The 17,323-nt window shown below is 66.1% G+C and carries 15 protein-coding genes; 10 read left to right on the top strand and 5 right to left on the bottom strand.

Annotation, left to right across the window (positions count from 1 at the left end; all coding sequences use genetic code 11):
- The first annotated feature begins 5 nt into the window (after positions 1 to 5).
- The gene (locus LN047_RS04375; protein ID WP_373981190.1) at positions 6 to 1,592 is read left to right on the top strand and encodes a diguanylate cyclase; all 1,587 of its coding nucleotides are present in this window, start codon (positions 6 to 8) and stop codon (positions 1,590 to 1,592) included.
- A gap of 62 nt (positions 1,593 to 1,654) precedes the next feature.
- On the opposite strand, the gene LN047_RS04370 is transcribed toward LN047_RS04375, so the two are convergent.
- A complete protein-coding gene (locus LN047_RS04370; protein WP_373981189.1) occupies positions 1,655 to 3,730 on the bottom strand; it encodes an AsmA family protein in 2,076 nt (691 codons plus the stop codon).
- 348 nt (positions 3,731 to 4,078) lie between these two features.
- Here LN047_RS04370 and LN047_RS04365 point away from each other — a divergent pair, with 348 nt between their 5' ends.
- Positions 4,079 to 5,983 carry an LTA synthase family protein gene (locus LN047_RS04365; protein ID WP_223574305.1) on the top strand — a complete coding sequence of 635 codons (1,905 nt, stop codon included), beginning with the start codon at positions 4,079 to 4,081 and terminating at the stop codon, positions 5,981 to 5,983.
- Here the strand turns inward: LN047_RS04365 and LN047_RS04360 are convergent.
- Entirely contained in the window at positions 5,980 to 6,597 is a 618-nt protein-coding gene (locus tag LN047_RS04360; protein WP_373981188.1) for a DNA-3-methyladenine glycosylase I, read from the bottom strand. The genes LN047_RS04365 and LN047_RS04360 overlap by 4 nt on opposite strands.
- A 220-nt stretch (positions 6,598 to 6,817) precedes the next feature.
- Here LN047_RS04360 and LN047_RS04355 point away from each other — a divergent pair, with 220 nt between their 5' ends.
- Positions 6,818 to 7,279, top strand: a complete 462-nt coding sequence (locus tag LN047_RS04355) for a YkgJ family cysteine cluster protein (protein ID WP_373981187.1) — start codon at positions 6,818 to 6,820, stop codon at positions 7,277 to 7,279.
- A 33-nt stretch (positions 7,280 to 7,312) separates the two neighbouring features.
- On the opposite strand, the gene LN047_RS04350 is transcribed toward LN047_RS04355, so the two are convergent.
- Positions 7,313 to 8,095 carry a helix-turn-helix domain-containing protein gene (locus LN047_RS04350; protein WP_373981186.1) on the bottom strand — a complete coding sequence of 261 codons (783 nt, stop codon included), beginning with the start codon at positions 8,093 to 8,095 and terminating at the stop codon, positions 7,313 to 7,315.
- 108 nt (positions 8,096 to 8,203) lie between these two features.
- Between LN047_RS04350 and LN047_RS04345 the strand changes: the two genes are divergently transcribed.
- From LN047_RS04345 to LN047_RS04335, 3 genes are all read left to right on the top strand, one after another.
- Positions 8,204 to 8,644 carry a transcriptional repressor gene (locus tag LN047_RS04345; protein ID WP_373981185.1) on the top strand — a complete coding sequence of 147 codons (441 nt, stop codon included), beginning with the start codon at positions 8,204 to 8,206 and terminating at the stop codon, positions 8,642 to 8,644.
- Positions 8,641 to 9,060 carry a hypothetical protein gene (locus tag LN047_RS04340; protein WP_152383473.1) on the top strand — a complete coding sequence of 140 codons (420 nt, stop codon included), beginning with the start codon at positions 8,641 to 8,643 and terminating at the stop codon, positions 9,058 to 9,060. Before LN047_RS04345 ends, LN047_RS04340 begins: the two co-directional genes overlap by 4 nt.
- A gap of 109 nt (positions 9,061 to 9,169) precedes the next feature.
- Entirely contained in the window at positions 9,170 to 9,460 is a 291-nt protein-coding gene (locus LN047_RS04335; protein WP_056320842.1) for a ClpX C4-type zinc finger protein, read from the top strand.
- Between the two features lie 11 nt (positions 9,461 to 9,471).
- Here the strand turns inward: LN047_RS04335 and LN047_RS04330 are convergent, their stop codons facing one another.
- The gene (locus LN047_RS04330) at positions 9,472 to 10,923 is read right to left on the bottom strand and encodes a GntP family permease (RefSeq protein WP_062841662.1); all 1,452 of its coding nucleotides are present in this window, start codon (positions 10,921 to 10,923) and stop codon (positions 9,472 to 9,474) included.
- Positions 10,924 to 10,925: 2 nt separating this feature from the next.
- Positions 10,926 to 11,912: a patatin-like phospholipase family protein gene (locus tag LN047_RS04325; protein WP_373982106.1), complete on the bottom strand. Its 987-nt coding sequence runs from the start codon at positions 11,910 to 11,912 to the stop codon at positions 10,926 to 10,928.
- Positions 11,913 to 12,335: 423 nt separating this feature from the next.
- On the opposite strand from LN047_RS04325, the gene LN047_RS04320 reads away from it, so the two are divergent.
- The 4 genes from LN047_RS04320 to LN047_RS04305 all read left to right on the top strand — a co-directional run bounded on the left by LN047_RS04320 (position 12,336) and on the right by LN047_RS04305 (position 17,299).
- Positions 12,336 to 15,425 (top strand): autotransporter domain-containing protein, encoded by a 3,090-nt coding sequence (locus tag LN047_RS04320; protein WP_373981184.1) that lies wholly within the window; start codon positions 12,336 to 12,338, stop codon positions 15,423 to 15,425.
- Positions 15,426 to 15,959: 534 nt separating this feature from the next.
- Positions 15,960 to 16,235, top strand: coding sequence for a hypothetical protein (locus tag LN047_RS04315; protein WP_152383469.1), 276 nt, complete (start codon positions 15,960 to 15,962; stop codon positions 16,233 to 16,235).
- Positions 16,219 to 16,545 (top strand): hypothetical protein, encoded by a 327-nt coding sequence (locus LN047_RS04310; protein ID WP_152383468.1) that lies wholly within the window; start codon positions 16,219 to 16,221, stop codon positions 16,543 to 16,545. Before LN047_RS04315 ends, LN047_RS04310 begins: the two co-directional genes overlap by 17 nt.
- A gap of 16 nt (positions 16,546 to 16,561) precedes the next feature.
- Complete coding sequence (locus LN047_RS04305; RefSeq protein WP_152383467.1) at positions 16,562 to 17,299, top strand: TcpQ domain-containing protein; 738 nt, start codon at positions 16,562 to 16,564, stop codon at positions 17,297 to 17,299.
- Positions 17,300 to 17,323 lie beyond the last annotated feature (24 nt).

Genomic DNA, 17,323 nt, shown 5'->3' with positions numbered 1-17,323 from the left:
CCGTCATGTTTCGTGTCGACCTGCGGCGTCTCATCCTGTGGATCAGCCTGCTGTCGGTCCTTGTGGTGCTTGCGGGCGGCCTGCACGCCAGCTATCTGGTGCAGCGCGACCTGCTCTTGCGCAATGCGATGGACACGAATCGCATCTATGCGGCCAAGCTGGCGCTGACCACCAATGCGCTGCTGAACGACATTCATCGCTACCTTTCCTACAGCGCCGACGAATTGGCCGACATGGAAAGCCACCCCGAGCGCATGGCGGCGGAGACGCGGCGGCTGGAACAGCAGATGGGCCACTTCAACTCAAGTTTCGTGGCGTCGCCGCAAGGCAAGGTGCTGGCCGTGTCGCCGTCGTATCCGCAATTGCTGGGCCACCAACTGGTCAGCGATGCGGTCAAGCAGGCGCTCGCCACCCGCCACCCCACGATCAGCGAACCCTTTCAGGCCAGCAACGGCCGCTGGCAGATCCTCTACACCCAGCCGATTTTTTCGCGCGACTACCGCTACCTCGGATTCATCGCGGGGTCGCTCTACCTGCACGAAGACAACGTGCTGGACCGCTTGCTGGACGAGCATTTCTACCGCGACGATTCGTTTCTCTACGTCATCGACCGCAAGGGCACGCTGATTTACCACCCGGACCGCGCGCGGCTGGGCAAGCCCGCCCCCGACAACGACACCTTCGCGGCCGCCCGGCGTGGCGAGACGGGTGAACAGCGCTTCATCGACAGCGATGGCCGCGACATGCTGGCCGGTTTTGCGCCGGTTCCCAGCACCGGCTGGAGCATCATCGCGCAGCGCCCGGTGGACAGCACGCTGCGCCCGATGGCGGACCTGCTGATGGCCACGGTCCGCAACACGCTGCCGCTGCTGCTCTTATCGGTCGCCCTGATTTGGCTGCTGTCGCGCTGGATCGCGCGCCCGTTGGGGCAGATGGCAAGCATTGCCAAGCGCATGCAGGACCCGGATTCCGCGGACCGGATCCGCGCCGTGCGTTCATGGTATTTCGAGGCCGCGCAGTTGCGGCGCGCGCTGCTGACGGGTCTGGCGTCGATGCACCACAAGCTCAGCGACCTGCGCCAAGAGAGCACGACCGACACGCTGACGGGCCTTCTGAACCGCCGCGGCATGGACGAGGCGCTGGCGCTGTTGGGCGCCGAGGGGACGCCGGTGGCCATCGTGGCGATCGATGTCGACCACTTCAAGCGCATCAATGATCGCTACGGCCACGCGGCGGGCGATCAGGCCTTGCAGGCATTGGCCGGCGTCATGCGCGAGGGTTCGCGCAGCGGCGACGTGCTGACGCGGCCGGGCGGCGAGGAGTTCGTCATGCTGCTGCCGGGCGCCAGCATGGCGGCGGCCATCGCGATCGCGCAGCGCCTGCGCGCGCGCCTGGCCATCACGGAAGGCTCGCCCCTGCCCGCTTCCATCACGATCTCGGTGGGCGTGGCGCATTACCCGGACCAGGGCGCGACACTGGAAGCCGTGTTCGAGCGCGCGGACCAGGCGCTCTATTACGCCAAGAATCACGGCCGCGACAGGGTCTGTGCGGCCGACGACACCGCGCCGGAGGGATTCCGGACGATGCCCTGAGCGTTAGCGTCGCACGCCGATGACAGTGAGAAGGCCGGCAATGTGCCGGCCTTCTTGCCTATTTACTTCTTGGCCGGCGCAGGCGCCTTGGGCGGCTTGCGCATCTGCTCCAGCAACGGCCCGCAAGCATTGTCGTCATTCGCGCTGGGCGCGATCAGCGCCAGCAGCCCGGCCGCCGGCGTCAGCAGCACGCCCAACGCCACCATGCCCGCCCCGCGCGCCGCCAGCGGCGCGACGTGCACGCCCACGTCGGGCGAACCGAACGTCCCGCGCACATACAACGGCGAGCGCAAGGAGAAGATGCGAAAGCCCTTGCTGTCCGGGTCGATATCCAGATCCAGGGTTTCGTCCTTGAAGCTGGCCGAGCCGGTGATGGTGATCAACGCGTTGTCGGTGTCGAACACAAAGACGCGCGGCGTCATCACGCCCCGCTTCAGCTCCAGGTCGGCCGCGCCGCAGTTGATCTTCACTTCATCGTCGCCGAACAGCTTGGAGACCACATAGTTGGCGACGTTCAGTCCCGCCAGCTCCATCAGGCTGCGGCTGATGACGCCGTCGTTGACCAGCATCTTGACGTCGCCCGTCGCCGTGCCCAGCAGCGCCGCCACGGAGTTGCCGGTGCCGCTGATCGCCAGATCGCCGTTGAGCTCGCCCAGCGTTTTCTGCATGGCTTCGGCAGACGGAAACAGCTGCTTGAGCTGCAACCGGCGCGCGTGCATGTCGATGCGGCCGGTAAGTGGCGCTTTCGAGCCGTCCAGTCGTGCCGTCGCGTTCATCGTCCCGCCGGCCATGCCGAAGCGCAGCGGATCAAGCGTGAGCTTACCGTCCTGCAGGATGACGTGGACCGAGAGATCGGACAGCGGCAGTTTGCTGTCGTGGACAATGCGCGCCGCGTCCAGCGACACATCCGCATCCATGTCGCGCCAGCGGTCGGTGCGGAACTCCTGCGTGGGCAGCACCTTGCCGCCCTTGGGCTTGGCGGGCGCGTCCTTGGATTTGTCCGTGTCGGCCTTCGGACCGCCGCCGGACGGCACGCCGATCAGCGGACCCAGGTCGGCCATTTGCAGCAGCTTGGACGAGAGCTTGCCCGTCAGCTTGGGACGGGGCGCGCCCAGCGCGAACCTGATGTCGCCATGCAGATCGCTGTCGCCGACCTTGCCGTTGAAATTCTTGTAGTCGAACACCGCCCCGCCGGGGTTCTGCAGTTTGGCCACCAAGTGGCCGTCGGTGCTGTAGGGCGGCGTGTCCGGCAGCGTGACACCCGTCAATGGATACAGCTGCGCCATGGACGAGCCGGACAATTTCAGGTGCAGGTCCAGCGCGCCCAGATGCACGGGATCGGTCAGCGTGCCCGCGACCGAGGCGCGCGTGCCGCCGATGGCCACGTCGGCCTGCAAGGGGAACGGCTGCTTGGGATCCTGCAAGGCCAGCATGCCGCCGACCTTGCCCTCGCCCTTGGTGGACAGTCCCTTGTATTTGCCGTCGACCTTCCATCCGAACACGTAGTCGCGCGGCGCGACGGCCGAGCCGTCTTCGGGCACGAAGGATTTACCGGCCACGTCCGCGAATGGCACGGGTTTGCCCAGCGGATCGACCAGCACGGTCAGGTCGGCCTTCAGCATTTCGTCGGCATAGCCGACGCGCCCCTTGTCAAAGCCGATCTCATTGATGTCCAGCACCCACGGCGACGGCTCGCCGGACTCCGGCAGCGTGAAGACCCAATTGGCGCGGCCGTCTTCCAGCCTTTCCAGGTCAGCCGCGGGCTCGGTCAACTGGATATGACGGATGACGACGTGCTGGGCCAGCAGCGGCAAGGGGGACAGGCTGAACTCCGCGCGCTTGAGGGTGGCGAAGTGCGGCGCCTTGCCCCATTCGGTATTGGCGATGGTGATGTCGTTGGCGACCACACGCGGCCACGGCACCCAGCTGCGCCAGCCGCCCTCTCCCGCCTCGCGCTGCCATCGCACGCTCAGGTCGCCGTTGATGGCAAACGGGCGGCCCATGGCCGCCGTGGCCCGTTCGTTGATCATGGGCTTGGCGCGGTTCCAGTCGAACGTGGCGATCACGATCACCATTACCGCCACCAGCAGGGCAATGCCCCCTACAATCCCGATCGCTATTTTTCTTGTTCGCGTCATGGTTACTATCCTTGGCTTTGCTGCCCGGCCGAACTGCGCTGGCCGGATCACTACCCCAGGGTATCGCGGCCTGCAGCGACGGTCGGGCGGAACGACGCCATAATGTGTGCGGATTTTTCCGGGCGAACTCGCCATGCAGGCATGCCAACGGCGCGAACGTCCGCACCGCTGCGCAGCAAGCGGCGTGCCCGTGCAAGGGGTACGCCGTTACAAAGAGAGACGACTGCGGCTGGGCGGTAGTAACCGGATCCGGCCCGGTTGCCGAATTTTTGACGCCGGCGCGGTTCCAATGCCAAATGACCAAATCCGCCCTGACCGGGCGCAAGTGCAGGACAACCTGGAGGCCCGATGCGGCACTCGACTTTGATATTCGTGTTGGCGGCCTTCGCGCTGCTGACGCTCAGCCGCCTGGCGCTGGCGCTTTGGCAGTGGCAGCGCGTGCGCAACGCCGGCGGCCTGGCGCCTTTGCTGCTGCGGGGACTGCGCATCGATGCGCATCAGATCGCGGTGCTGGCGGCGCTGCCGGCCGTGCTGTCGCCGCTGTTCGGCCACTTTTCCGTGGCGGCGGACATCACCGCTGTCTGGTACATCGTGGCGTTCGTCCTGCTGGCGTTCCTGGAAGTGGCGACGCCGCCCTTCATCATCGAATACGACTCCCGTCCCAACCGCCTGTTCGTCGAATACCTGAAGCACCCGCGCGAAGTCTCTGGCATGCTGTGGCGCGGCTACAAGGGCGCCCTGCTGGGCGGGCTGGGCGCGCTGGCGCTGATTGGCTGGGCCGCATGGGCGTTGCTGGGCCACGCGCGTCCGGATGCGCCGCTGACGTGGTGGCAGATGCCACTAGCCAGCGTGGCGATCCTGGCAGTGGTGATCCTGGCCATCCGCGGCACGCTGGGCCACCGTCCCATCAACCCGTCCTCGGTGGCCTACAGCTCCGACGGCATGCTCAACACCCTGGCGTTGAACTCGCTGTACAACGTGTTCTATGCGGTCTACAGCATGAAGAACGAGAAGTCGGCCTCCGCCGTATATGGCGGCATGGACGACGACGAGATGCACGCCCTGGTGCTGGCGAAGTCCGGGCTGCCGTTTCCCCCGCCGAATCCCGATTACCCCAGCCTGCATCGCCAGCCGGCCACGCGCAAGACGCATCGCCCGCTCAATCTGGTCATCATCCTTGAAGAAAGCCTGGGCGCGCAGTACAGCGCGGCCTTGGGCGGCGCCAACCTGACGCCGGAGCTGGACGCGCTGGCGCGCGAGGCTTGGACGTTTACGCGCGCTTACGCCACCGGCACGCGCTCGGTGCGCGGACTGGAAGCCGTCACCACCGGGTTCCTGCCCACCCCCGCGCAAGCGGTGCTGAAACTGCCGCGCTCGCAGCGCGGGTTCTTTTCGCTGGCCGACCTGCTGGGGCGGCACGGTTATCACTCGCGCTTCATCTATGGCGGCGAGTCGCACTTCGACAACATGAAGGGCTTCTTCCTGGGCAACGGCTTCAAGCAGATCGTCGACCGGCCTGATTTTGTCGACCCCGCGTTCGTCGGCACGTGGGGCGCGTCGGACGAGGACATGTTCAACCAGCTTGACCGCCTGCTGCGCGAAGATGGCGACCAGCCGACCTTCACGCTGGCGTTCAGCGTGTCCAACCATACGCCTTGGGAGTACCCGGCGGGCCGCATCGAAACCGACGGCAACCCTGCCACCGTCGAGAACACGGTGCGCTACGCCGACTGGGCGCTGGGCCGGTTCTTCGAACGCGCCAAGGCGTCTCCGTATTGGGAAAACACGGTCTTCCTGGTGGCGGCGGACCATGACTCGCGCGTGTTCGGCGCCAGCCTGGTGCCGGTACGCCACTTCCACATTCCTGCCGTGATCCTGGGCGCCGGCATCGAGGCGCGGCGCGACGACCGCATCATCAGCCAGATCGACCTGCCGCCCACCCTGCTGTCGCTGATTGGCGTGGATACCGAGCACCCGATGATCGGCCACGACCTGACGCGCAGCACGCCCGGACGCGCCATCATGCAGTACGACAGCACCTATGGGTATCTGAAGGGAGACGACCTGCTGGTGCTGGCGCCCAACAAGCCCCCGGTGCAGTACCGCTACACGGCGCCCGAGGACTACGCGCCCGCGCCGCTGAACGCCGAACTGGCGACCGAGGCGCTGGCGCACGCGCTGTGGCCAAGCTGGGCTTACCGCGAGGGGCGTTACAGCTTGCCCACGCAGGCGCCGGTGCAGACCGCGCCCTAGGCTGACCGGCCACCCGGCCGAACAAACGCCTTGCGCTTCTTTTCGACGAGCGGATGGCAATGGCAGCCGGGGCTGTGGTCGTTGACCATGCCCACGGACTGCATGAAGGCATACACCGTGGTCGGCCCCACGAATTTCCAGCCCAGTTTCTTGAGCGACTTGGACAGCGCTTCGGACTGTTCGGAGGTCGAAGCGCCGTAGGTGGACACCTTGGAGGGCGGCGCTTCGAAGCGCCAGAAATACGCGGCCAGGGACCCTTCGCGGTCGATCATTTCCAGCGCGCGGGCCGCGTTGTTGATCATGGCTTCGATCTTGCCGCGATGGCGCACGATGCCCGGATCGGCCAAGAGCGCCTGGACTTCGTGTTCGCCAAAGGCGGCGAGCCTGGCCGGGTCGAAGTTGGCGAAGCCGCGGCGGAAGGCCTCGCGCTTGTTCAGGATGGTGCGCCAGCTGAGCCCGGACTGGAAACCTTCCAGGCAAAGCTGTTCGAACAGCGCGCGATCGTCGCCTTCGGGGCGGCCCCATTCGGTGTCGTGATAGGCCATGTATTCGGCGGACGTGTCCACCCAGCCGCAACGGGCAAGGCCATCTGGGAAATCGGTTTTGGCGGACAAGAGATCGCTCCTTACGGCTGACGGGCTACCGATGCTACTCCAGCAACGTCCCTGAAAAAAGTCGTAGCGGCCGCAACGCAAATCCAGATAATATTTCCGGCCTTGATTCGGCGCCGGCCTGTGCCGCGCGCACCGTCGGATCAGCGCGGCGGGCCGGCGCATCGCAGGCCCGGCATGCGCCAAGACGGGGAGCCGGACAGGCCATTTCGGACCTTGCCCCATGTCCCTGCCACTGACTTCGCTCGTTACCTTCGTGTCGCCTGCCGTGCTGGCTGGCGACGACCCGTCCGCCAATCCCTGCCTGGACTGCGGCGCATGTTGCGCGCACTTTCGCGTGTCCTTTTACGTCGGTGAACTGGCCGGCGAAAACGGCGGCCAGGTGCCGCTGGAACTCGTCACCCAGATGAGCCCCCTGCGCGCCTGCATGAAGGGCACTGAGATGGGCGGCGGGCGCTGCATCTCGCTGCGCGGAGAGCTCGGCAAGCCCGGCATTCACTGCGACATCTACGAAAACCGGCCCACGCCGTGCCGCGACTTCGACATCTGGATGCCGGACGGATCGCCCAATCCGGATTGCCAGCGCCTGCGCCTGGGATTGGGTCTGGCACCCGTGCCGCCCCGTCCCGACGCCGAGAACGACCCGCAGGGTCCGCTGCATCCGGACCAGCCCGCGGCCGCCTGACGCGCGCCGCGGCGAACCCTTCGCGGTCATTTCCTAGGCGCGCCCCGCCAGATAGCGCGTGGGCGTCATGCCGAAGGCCGTGCGAAAGCTGCCGATGAATGCGCTGGTGCTTTCGTAGCCCACCGACAACGCCGCCTGCGTGACGGATCCGCCGCGAAACAGCATCTCCAGCGCCCGCAGCAGCCTGGCCTGCTGACGCCACTGCCCCAACGTCACGCCGGTTTCCTGGCGAAAGCGCCGCATCAGGGTGCGCGAAGACATGTTCAACCGCTGCGCCCACTCGTCGATGCCGGCCGTGTCGTCCGGCGTATCCAGCAGCGTGTTGGCCAGATCCTGCAGGCGCGGGTCGGCCGGCATCGGCAGCGGCACGGTCGCCTCGGCGCTGCGCTGCCGCAGCTCTTCCAGCAGCACGTCAAAGAGTTGCGCCTGATAGGCCGCCGGGGTCTCCCGCGACGTGCCTTCGATGAAGCGCTCGACCAGCGCCTCGATCAGCCGCGAGGACGGCCACGCCCGGCAATGCGGCGGCAAGCGCGCGCACCCGTCGGGGTGCACGTGCAGGAACGAGCCGCGCGCCTCGCCAAACCAGCGCGCGCCATGACGCACGCCGGGCGGAATCCAGCCCAGGCTGCCCGGCAGCACCGTCAACACGCGATCGCCCGACTGCACCATGACAAGTCCCTCGTGCACCAGCACCAGCATGCCCTCGACGTGGACGTGCGAGGGCACCGAAATGCCCTTGGATTCCCGGCGCCGGCGCAGGCTGTACGGCGTCAGCAGGACGTCGGGCAGAGGGAGAGAGGCAGCCGCTTCACGCATGGTTGGCAGGTTTGAGGTACAGGTTGACGGGTTCCCGTTAGCGGGTCCATTTGAAAATGTACATCATTCTCATCATTGGGATATCCGCCCTCTGAATGGAGACATTTCATGGACCACACACGGCTGCGCGACGCCGGCATCAAAGCCACCTTTCCGCGTCTGAAGATCCTGGACATCTTCTACCGCCATGCCGACGAGCACATGAGCGCCGCGGACATCTACCGCCGCCTCATCTCGGACCACAGCAATATCGGCCTGGCCACGGTGTACCGGGTGATCACGCAACTGGAGCACGCCGGCCTGCTCAAACGCACCCAGCTCGATTCGCACACCAACGTGTTCGAACTGAACGACAAGGGGCATCACGACCACCTGGTCTGCACGCGGTGCGGCCAGATCCGGGAGTCCAGCGATCCCGCCACGGCGCAGCGGGTCAGGAAGATCGCGCGGCGCTGCGGCTTTGAACTGGATTCCTACAGTCTCGTGCTTTACGGCAGCTGCGGCTGCGCCAAGGACGACCCTGTCCTGCCCCACGGAGCCTTCGAATGAACCACGACCAATTCTTCTTTCACGACCTGTCGCAGTTTCCCATCGTGACGGCCCGGCACGGCGGCGCGCCGCTGGGCTATTCGGCCACGTGGATCCGGGAAATGGAGCTGCTGGTGGAGAACCCGCGCACCTTTGTCATGGTGGTGCCCGACACGCGCCATGAAGCCGCGCACGAGGACCGCAGGGCCATGATCGAATGGCAGACCGCCAACATGCCGCGCCTGCGGGCGCGATGCCGGGCGTTCATCGCCGTCGAACGCGATGCCCAGGCGCTGGACAAGCTGCGCAAGCGCGGCGAAAAGATGGCTCGCGCCTTCGGCCTGCCGTTCCTGGCGGTCGCGACACCGGGAGAAGCGGTCCAGTGCGCCCGGGAACTGCTTGGGCACGCGGGGCCGAGCGGCTTCAATGTCGATTAAGACGGCAAGCCCCGCGATTTAAGACTGGGCGTGCGCGGCCGTTGTTCAATGACAGGCCCCGTCGTTTCGGTGGCCGTTTTTGCCAACTCTCGTCCCGGCCGCCCGACGCATGAACCACGCCCTCGCCTGTCAGTTTTGCCAATCGACGCTCGCGCAGGGCGCGCCGCTGCTCGAGCAGAACGGCGCGGCCATCTGCAAATCGTGCGTGGACCAGTTTGCCGTGCGCTTTGCGGACCGGGCATGGGCGATGGCCGCCACGCCGCAAGAGCAGCTGGACGTGCTGCTGGAGGAAAGCAGCCGCGCGCTGGCGCAGAGCGAAACGCTGGCCGAGCGGGCGCGGTGTTGCGGCCTGAGCCTGAACGACCTGTCGGCGGCGCTGCCCGCGCGCACGCTGTCCTGACGGGCGTCGCGTCAGAACGATCCCACCGCGCTGCCCAGCGCGATGACCGCCGCCAGCCCGATGATGGGCCCCACGATGCCCACCACGACGATATTCATGTAGCCATCCCGGTGGTTCGACCCGCATACCGCCAGCAAGGTCACCACGGCGCCGTTGTGCGGCAAGCTGTCCAGCGTGCCCGCGCCGATCACCGACACGCGGTGCATCAGCGCCGGATCGATGCCCAGGGTCTGCGCCAGCTCCATGTAGGTACCGGCCAGCGATTGCAGGGCGATGGTCAGGCCGCCCGACGCCGATCCGGTCAAAGCGGCCAGCACGTTGGTGGCCACGGCCAGCGACACCAGCGGCCCGCCTTCGATCGACAGCACCCAGTCGCGCACCGCCGCAAACGAGGGCAGCGAGGCGACCACCGCGCCGAATCCCACCAGGCTCGCGACGCTCAGGAGCGGCAGCGCGGACGCGTTCACGCCGGCGTCCATCGTGTCGCGCAGCGACGGCAGGCGCCGGAAGTTCAACACCACCAGCACCACGATCGCGGCCAGCAACGCGGTGATCACCGACCAGACGCCGCCCACCGCGGCCAGGCTGGTGCCGCCCCAGCGCGCCTCGGCAAGCCACGCGGTGTCCATGCGCGGCAGGACGATCAGCGTCATGAGCAGGTTGACCAGGATCACCACGACCAGCGGCGTCGCCGCCACCAGCGCCGAGGGCGCGTCCGGGCTGCGCTGGCCATGTTGCATTTCGGCCGGGTCGAACTCGCGCGCGACGGTGGCGCGCTCGCGCACCAGCACGTCGTCGGCCACGTCGCTGGCCATGCCCGCGGGCGCGACGTAGCCTTCACCCGCCCGCCGCGCGGCGGCTTCCGCGCGGCTCAGCCACCACAGCCCGAAGCCCAGCATGATTGCGCTGGCAACGATGCCCAGCCCCGGCGCGGCGAACGGCGTGGTCGCAAAAAACGGCATGGGAATGGCGTTCTGCACGGCTGGCGTGCCCGGCAACGCGGACATCGTGAAGGTTGACGTGCCAAGCAGGATGGCCGCCGGCATCAGGCGTACCGGAATGCCGGCCGACCGGAACAGCGCATGCGCCATGGGCGCCAGCACGAAAAACGCCACGAACAGGCTGACGCCGCCGTACGTCACGATGGCGCCGGCCAGCACCACGGCCAGGATGGCGCGCCGAGCACCCAGCTTGCGCGTCATGGCGTCGGCAATCGCCGTGACCGAGCCGCTGTCGGCCATGAGCTTGCCGAACAGCGCCCCCAGAAGGAACAAGGGAAAGAACTGGGCGACGAACCCGGCCGCGCCGCCCATGAAGGTCTGCGTCCAATGGGCCAGCAACGGTTCCCCCGCCGCGGCAGCCGTCACCATGGCCGCGGCCGGCGCCAGCAGCAGGATGCTCCAGCCGCGATAGGCCAGCCCGATCAGCAGGACCAGCGCCAGCAGAATACCGAACAGTCCCATGATCAGACCTCGCCCAGCAATTCGTCGATATCCAATGACGACCGTTTGCCCAGGTCGTCGCCGTGTTCGGCCAGGAAACGCTCGGCCGCCTTTCTGCCCTCGTCGCGCAGCATGCACAGGAACGGCCATTCGGCGTTGAGCTTGGACGAGTACCCCAGCTCCACCATGAGCTCGGACGAGATCCGGTGTATTCGCATCTGCGCCCACATCCTGCCCTCGCCATTGCCGGGGTCGGCCACCTGGCGCAGCAGCGCGATCATCCGCAGCTCCTTCAGGAGCGATGCGTTGAAGGTGACTTCGTTCAGGCGGTTCATGATCTCGCGGGCGCTGCTGGGCAACCCGGCCCGCTCCACCGGATTGATCTGCACCAGGATCGTGTCGTGCGACTGGCAGTCCCGCACCAGCGGCGTGATGGTCGGATTGCCGCTGTAGCCGCCGTCCCAATAGGGATCGCCGTCGATCATCACGGCGCGGAACAGGGTGGGCAGGCAGGCCGACGCCAGCAGCACGTCGGCATTGACCTCGGCATTCTTGAACACTCGGCCCCGACCCGTGCGCGCGTTCGTCGCGGTGACGAACAGATGGATGGGCGCGCGCGCCAGTTCGTCGAAATCGATGACCTCCCGCAGGATGGCGGCAAGGGGATTGGCCCCGGACGCGCTGAGGTCATAGGGAGAGAACACCCGCGACGCCATGTCGAAGGCAATGAACATGGGGGAATTGTCCAGCGACCACGAGCCCATCAGGATGTCGAGCGGGCTGCGGCGAAAGGGACTGAAGCGGGCGGCGTCGGACACGCGGCGCCAGAAGTCCTCGAGCGCGGCGCGGGCGCCCTGCGCGCCCCCGCGCGCATGTCCCAGCACCAGCACGGCGGCGTTCATGGCGCCGGCCGAGGTGCCGGAGATGCCGTCGATGCCGAGCCACGATTCTTCCAGCAGCCGGTCCAGCACGCCCCAGGTGAAGGCGCCGTGCGCGCCTCCCCCCTGCAGCGCAAGATCGATCAAGACGGGATCGCGGGCAGTCGCTGACGCTTTGGATCGGGCCACGGCGGAACTCCTTGCGGGAGGCTGGGGGTGAGCTTGCGATCGGTGTGACTGCGACATGCGCCATGTTGCGCTGCACATATCGTTCGGAAGTTATACGCGATGAGCCTGGAAAACGGAAGACTACGCCCTCGGGATAGAAATTGGGGTCGCATCATAATAAGAAAAATAGCCATCAACACCGGTGTTTTTTTGGGCTTTGGCTTTTTCAGCAAATCGTAAGATCGATTGCGCGCGCCCCAACGCGCAGGCTTCCCAAGCATCGAGGCCGCAGCATCCCTCGCATCCCCGCTTTCCCTTCACGTGCGCCATGGCTTTTTCAGGATTTGCGCCATTCCGCCTCAGCTAAATTCACTTCTGAAACGCGAAATGCCTCAACAAAAACTGAAAAAAAGGGCGATTGTCATTGCCTTGCAAGCGCTTGGCCTGTCCGGGTCCGGCATGCTGGCCTTGGGCGCCGCGCCTGCAATTGCGCAGAACATCACCTGGAACGGCACGCAGAGCGCAGACTGGCAAGACGTGCAAAACTGGTCGTCGGCATCGCTTCCGGGCTCGACCGGCTATCTGTTCATCAATAGCGTTACGCCGTACGCGCCGGTTATCTCCAGCGGCAGCAACCAGGCGGGCGTCATCTTTCTTGGCGCGATTGGCGGTCCCTCGCTCAACGTGGAACATGGCAGCCGTTTGACCAGCGGTTCGGCCATCATCGGCAACTCCACGAATGGTTTCACGCCCGGCACGTCCGAACTTCAGTCCGGCACGGCCACCATCAACGGCGCGGGCTCTCAGTGGACCGCAGAGGCCTTCAGCGTCGGCTTCTATGGCACGGGCACGCTGAACGTGACCCGCGGCGCCAAAGCCATCGCATCGACGGCCGTCACGCTGGGTTCGCACACCGGCTCTCTCGGCACCCTGAATATTTCTGGCCTGGGCAGCTCCCTGAACGCCGGGCAAATCACCGCAGGTGACAACGGCACCGGCGTCGTCACGATCTCCGACAAGGGAACGGTTCAACTTACCGGCCTGCTGGTGGCCAACTCGGCGGGGTCGACGGGCACGATCGAAATCACGGGCGCTGGCTCGTCGATGCAGACAGTCAGAAGCATGTCGATCGGCTCGCGCAGCACTGGCACGCTGGACATCAAGGGCGGGGCCACGGCCACTTCCGGCGCCCAGACCTATGTGGGCATGTACGCGGGCGGCGACGGCAAACTGCTGGTTTCCGGCGCCGGCAGCCAGCTCTCCTCGCTGACCAGCTACATTGCGCTGGGCATGTATGCGGGTTCGAGGGGCCATTTGGCCGCGACGGACGGCGCGATGATCGATGCCTACCAGGTGGTCGCCGGCTTCAGCGCAGGCAGCGAAGGCACCCTCGTCGCGGACGGCCCGCAGACCCGGCTCAGGACCTCCAGCGCCTTCCTCGTTGGCTATCAAGGCTCGGGCGCCGCCACCTTGTCCAACGGCGCCACCCTTGAAACCGCCAACCGCGTCCGAATCGCCGATGCGGCGGGATCGGTGGGCACCTTGAATATTGGCGCCGCCGCCAGCGACGCCGCTACCGCGCCGGGCGTCGTGCAGGCCGCGCTTGGCGTGCGCTTTGGCGACGGGACCGGCAAGCTGGTCTTCAACCACTCCAGTTCGAACTACGTCTTCGCCCCCGGCATCAGTTCTCTGTCGCCGGGCAAGGGCACCATCGACATGCTGGCCGGATCGACCACCTTGACCGGCGATTCCAGTGCCTTCAGCGGTCAAACCAATCTGCTGGGCGGCGCCCTGACGGTCAACGGCGCCCTGGGCGGCACCCTGAATGTCGCCAGCGGCGCATCCCTGCGCGGCTCGGGAACGGTCGGCACGACCACGCTGCAAAACGGCGCCACGCTGGCCCCTGGCGCGGCCGGCACCACCCTGAACGTCGCGGGCGACCTGACGTTCTCGCCAGGTTCGGTCTATCAGGTGACGGCCGATTCCCAATCGTCGGCAAGCAGCCGTGTCGTTGTCAGCGGCACGGCAAACCTGGCGGGTTCGGCGGTGCATGTCGGGCCGGACGGCGGGTTCCAGACCCGCCGCGAATACGCCATCCTCAGCGCGGGCACGGTCAACGGGCAGTTCAACAGCGTCTCGTCCAACTACGCCTTTCTGGATCCAGCCCTGCGTTATGACGGCCAGAACGTCGTGATGCAGCTTGGCCGCAAGCAGGTGCCCGTCACCCCGGAAACCCCGGAGACCCCGGTGACTCCGGTTACCCCGGTCACCCCCGTCACGCCGGTCACGCCGGTCACCCCCAGCGTTCCTGAAACGCCGACTCGCCCGATCGCCTTCGCCGACGCGGCGCAAACCGGCAACCAGCGCGCCGTGGCCAACGCCCTGGACAGCCTGCCCGCCGGCAACCCGCTGCACGAATACATCCTGACGCTGCCCGAAGGCGCCACGGCCGCCGCCTTCAACAGCCTGTCCGGAGAAGCGCACGCCAGTGTCACCTCCACCCTGACCGGTCTCAACAATTCGGTACGCGCGGTGCCCCTCGCCTACCTCCGCGCCAACCTGGGCGCGGGCATGCGGGCAGGCGCGCCGACCGCGCAACTTGGCGGCACCCCGTCGGCGTCCGCCCTGCCTTCCTCCAATGCGCAGCCCGCCTGGGCCGAAGTCATCGGCAACTGGCAGACTTGGAAGGGCAACGGCGATTCCGCGCAAGTGCGCCAAAACACCGGCGGCGTCTTCGCCGGCGTCGACCACGCCTTGGGCGGCGGCTGGCGCCTGGGTGGCGCCCTGGGCTTCACCGACAGCAAGATTCGCGTGGACGACCGTTCGTCGCAGGCCGACATTGCCGGCTACAGCGCGGCGGTGTTCGGCGGCAAGGTGTTCGAGGTCGGCCCCGGCAAGCTGAACGTGATGGCCGGCACGGCCTACACCTGGCACGACATCTCCACCGAACGCCGCGCCAGCGTCTCCGGCGTGTCCCAGACGCTGACTGCCGACTATGGCGCAAGCACCACCCAGTTGTTCGCCGAACTCGGCTACGCCCTGCCGATGTCCGAGCGCGTCAGCATCGAGCCCTTCGCCGGGCTGTCCTGGAGCGATACGCGCAACCGCAGCTTCTCGGAGTCCGGCGGATCGGCCGCCTTGAACGGGCAGAGCGACAGCAACAAGCAAACCACCTCCACGCTGGGCTTGCGCGGGCTGATGAACTTCACGATTGGCCAGACCGAAGGACGCGTGCAGGCCACTTTGGGCTGGCGCCACGCCTTTGGCGACGTGCAGCCCGAAAGCACCATGTCCTTCGATGGCGGCCAGGCCTTCACCGTGGCCGGCGCTCCCATCGCGCGCGATGCCGCGCTGGCCGAGCTCGGCGTCGAAACCGCGCTCACGCGCAACGCAACCATCGGCCTGAACTACACCGGCCAGTTCGGCGGCGGCAACCGGGAAAACGCCGGTTCGGTCCATATGACCTGGCGGTACTAAGACGTACACGAACGCCAGGCAAAGCAAAACGCCGCTATTCCGATAGCGGCGTTTTGTATTTGACACAAATATTTGGCACCAATCAATATTAGGCACCAACGAAAAACGCCGCTAACGAAATAGCGGCGTTCGACTTGATGCTTGCGCGAATTGGGGTGGTGGGTTGTGCGAGACTCGAACTCGCGACCAACGGATTAAAAGTCCGCCGATCTGCAAATCCCTGCAAGTCAGAATGTCTTTTCAATCAAAGACTTGCAACGATAGCCCCCCTTTAGCCACTGGACATTCAATCAGTGATTCGCAGGGTTTTGCGGTCTTTTTTAATGATTGCGGTCAAGATTTGGTCAAGGCCCGCTGCCGCGCGAACCTAGCAGGACTTTCACCTCTCTGGCGCGCCGACACATGCGCCAGCAGCCCTAGCCGCTCCTTCGCGGCACATCCCCAGTCACGCTGGATAGTCAGCTAAACCCGCAGCCCGCGTATGTCGCCCACGGCGGCAGGCCGAGGTGCGCACGTCATTCGCAGAGGATCTATATGGTTCAGTCGTCCGCGGCCTACCCATCCGGCGCCGCATTTGAATTTCCATCCACGGCGCGCGACGCACGCCAAGCAGCTCGCACTTGGTTCGAAACGGCTCCGGAGATGACTCCGGCTCAGTACCGCGACCAGCAATTTATCGAGCATTGCAAAGGCAAAGCCGATTCGCCCCTCGAACGCAGAATCCGGCGGGACGCCTTCAAGCAGGCATTTGCTGAGGCCATGGGCCACATCGTGGTGGAGGAGGCGAGGCTTCATGCGCTCCCTGCTTGAGCGCCCGATCACATTCCGGCTATCCGATGACGCCCGCCGGCGGTACGCGCAAGCAGCTGCGGATCGCGGCATGACGCTTTCCGCGTACCTGCGGGATCGGCTCGAAGTCGACGACCAGGTCGCCGAACATGTTTCGCAGCTGCGCCTCACGCTGCTGGATAACGCCCCGAGCGGACAGTCCGACGGTTCGCTGCTCCCCATCCTCCTCGAACTGTTGCTGCTCACCAGGCGACAGAGCTCCCCGGCCGAGCTGCGCGCCGTTCACCATGAACTTGAACGGCAGGGCGTGACGCCCCAGACCTTCAAGTAACTCTTTAGGATCCCCAATGCAAGCACCCCTCTTGGCGGCCGTCGTCTCGGCGGCCTGCCTTCTTTCGGCCTGCGGATTTGTCCCGCCCGCCCCTCCGACACCTCCGGACTCTGGACGCATCCTCATCAACCAGGCGGATCCGCGCACTGTTCTACCGGGTAAATCGCCGACCGCCCTGGCTTCGGCAGACATTCCCCCCATCCCCGTACCGGAAGCGCCGCCCAAGCTCGAAAGCACTGCACCCGCCGCCACCGCGCCTCTGCCGGTCACGACTGATGCAACGCCTGGCGCCAGCAGCTCTGCGTCGACGCCGACGCCGGTAGCGGCAAATGAAACCACGGCGCCTACTACTGACGTGAACGCAAGCCCGCAACAAGTCACTCCGACCGCTGGCACCGTCGTGACGGTCGAAGTTGCTCCGACCGAGCCCGTTGCTGAACCGCAAGTCGTGGAGCCGCCTAAACAGACTTGGCGGGTCAGTCCGCAAGACGGCACGGTCCGCCAAGCGCTCGTGCGCTGGGCAGCCGATGCCAGCTGGACCTTCGGGCCCGATCAGTGGGAACTGAATTTCGACATTCCGATACAGGCTCCCGCCGAGTTTGAGGCGGACTCGTTCCAAGAGGCCACCCAGGCGCTATCGCAGGCGGTCGCCATGAGTGAATCGCCGATCCGCCCCTGCTTCTATGGCAACCGCGTGCTTCGCATGGTGCCCTTCACCCGCAGCTGCAACCGATCCCCCGCCACGCAATCCTAGCCGTGGCGTTGAACAGGAAATCCA

The sequence above is a fragment of the Achromobacter sp. JD417 genome (assembly GCF_041879325.1).
In the GTDB taxonomy this organism is placed as follows: domain Bacteria; phylum Pseudomonadota; class Gammaproteobacteria; order Burkholderiales; family Burkholderiaceae_B; genus Achromobacter; species Achromobacter mucicolens.
This window is presented reverse-complemented; position numbering and strand designations above follow the sequence as displayed.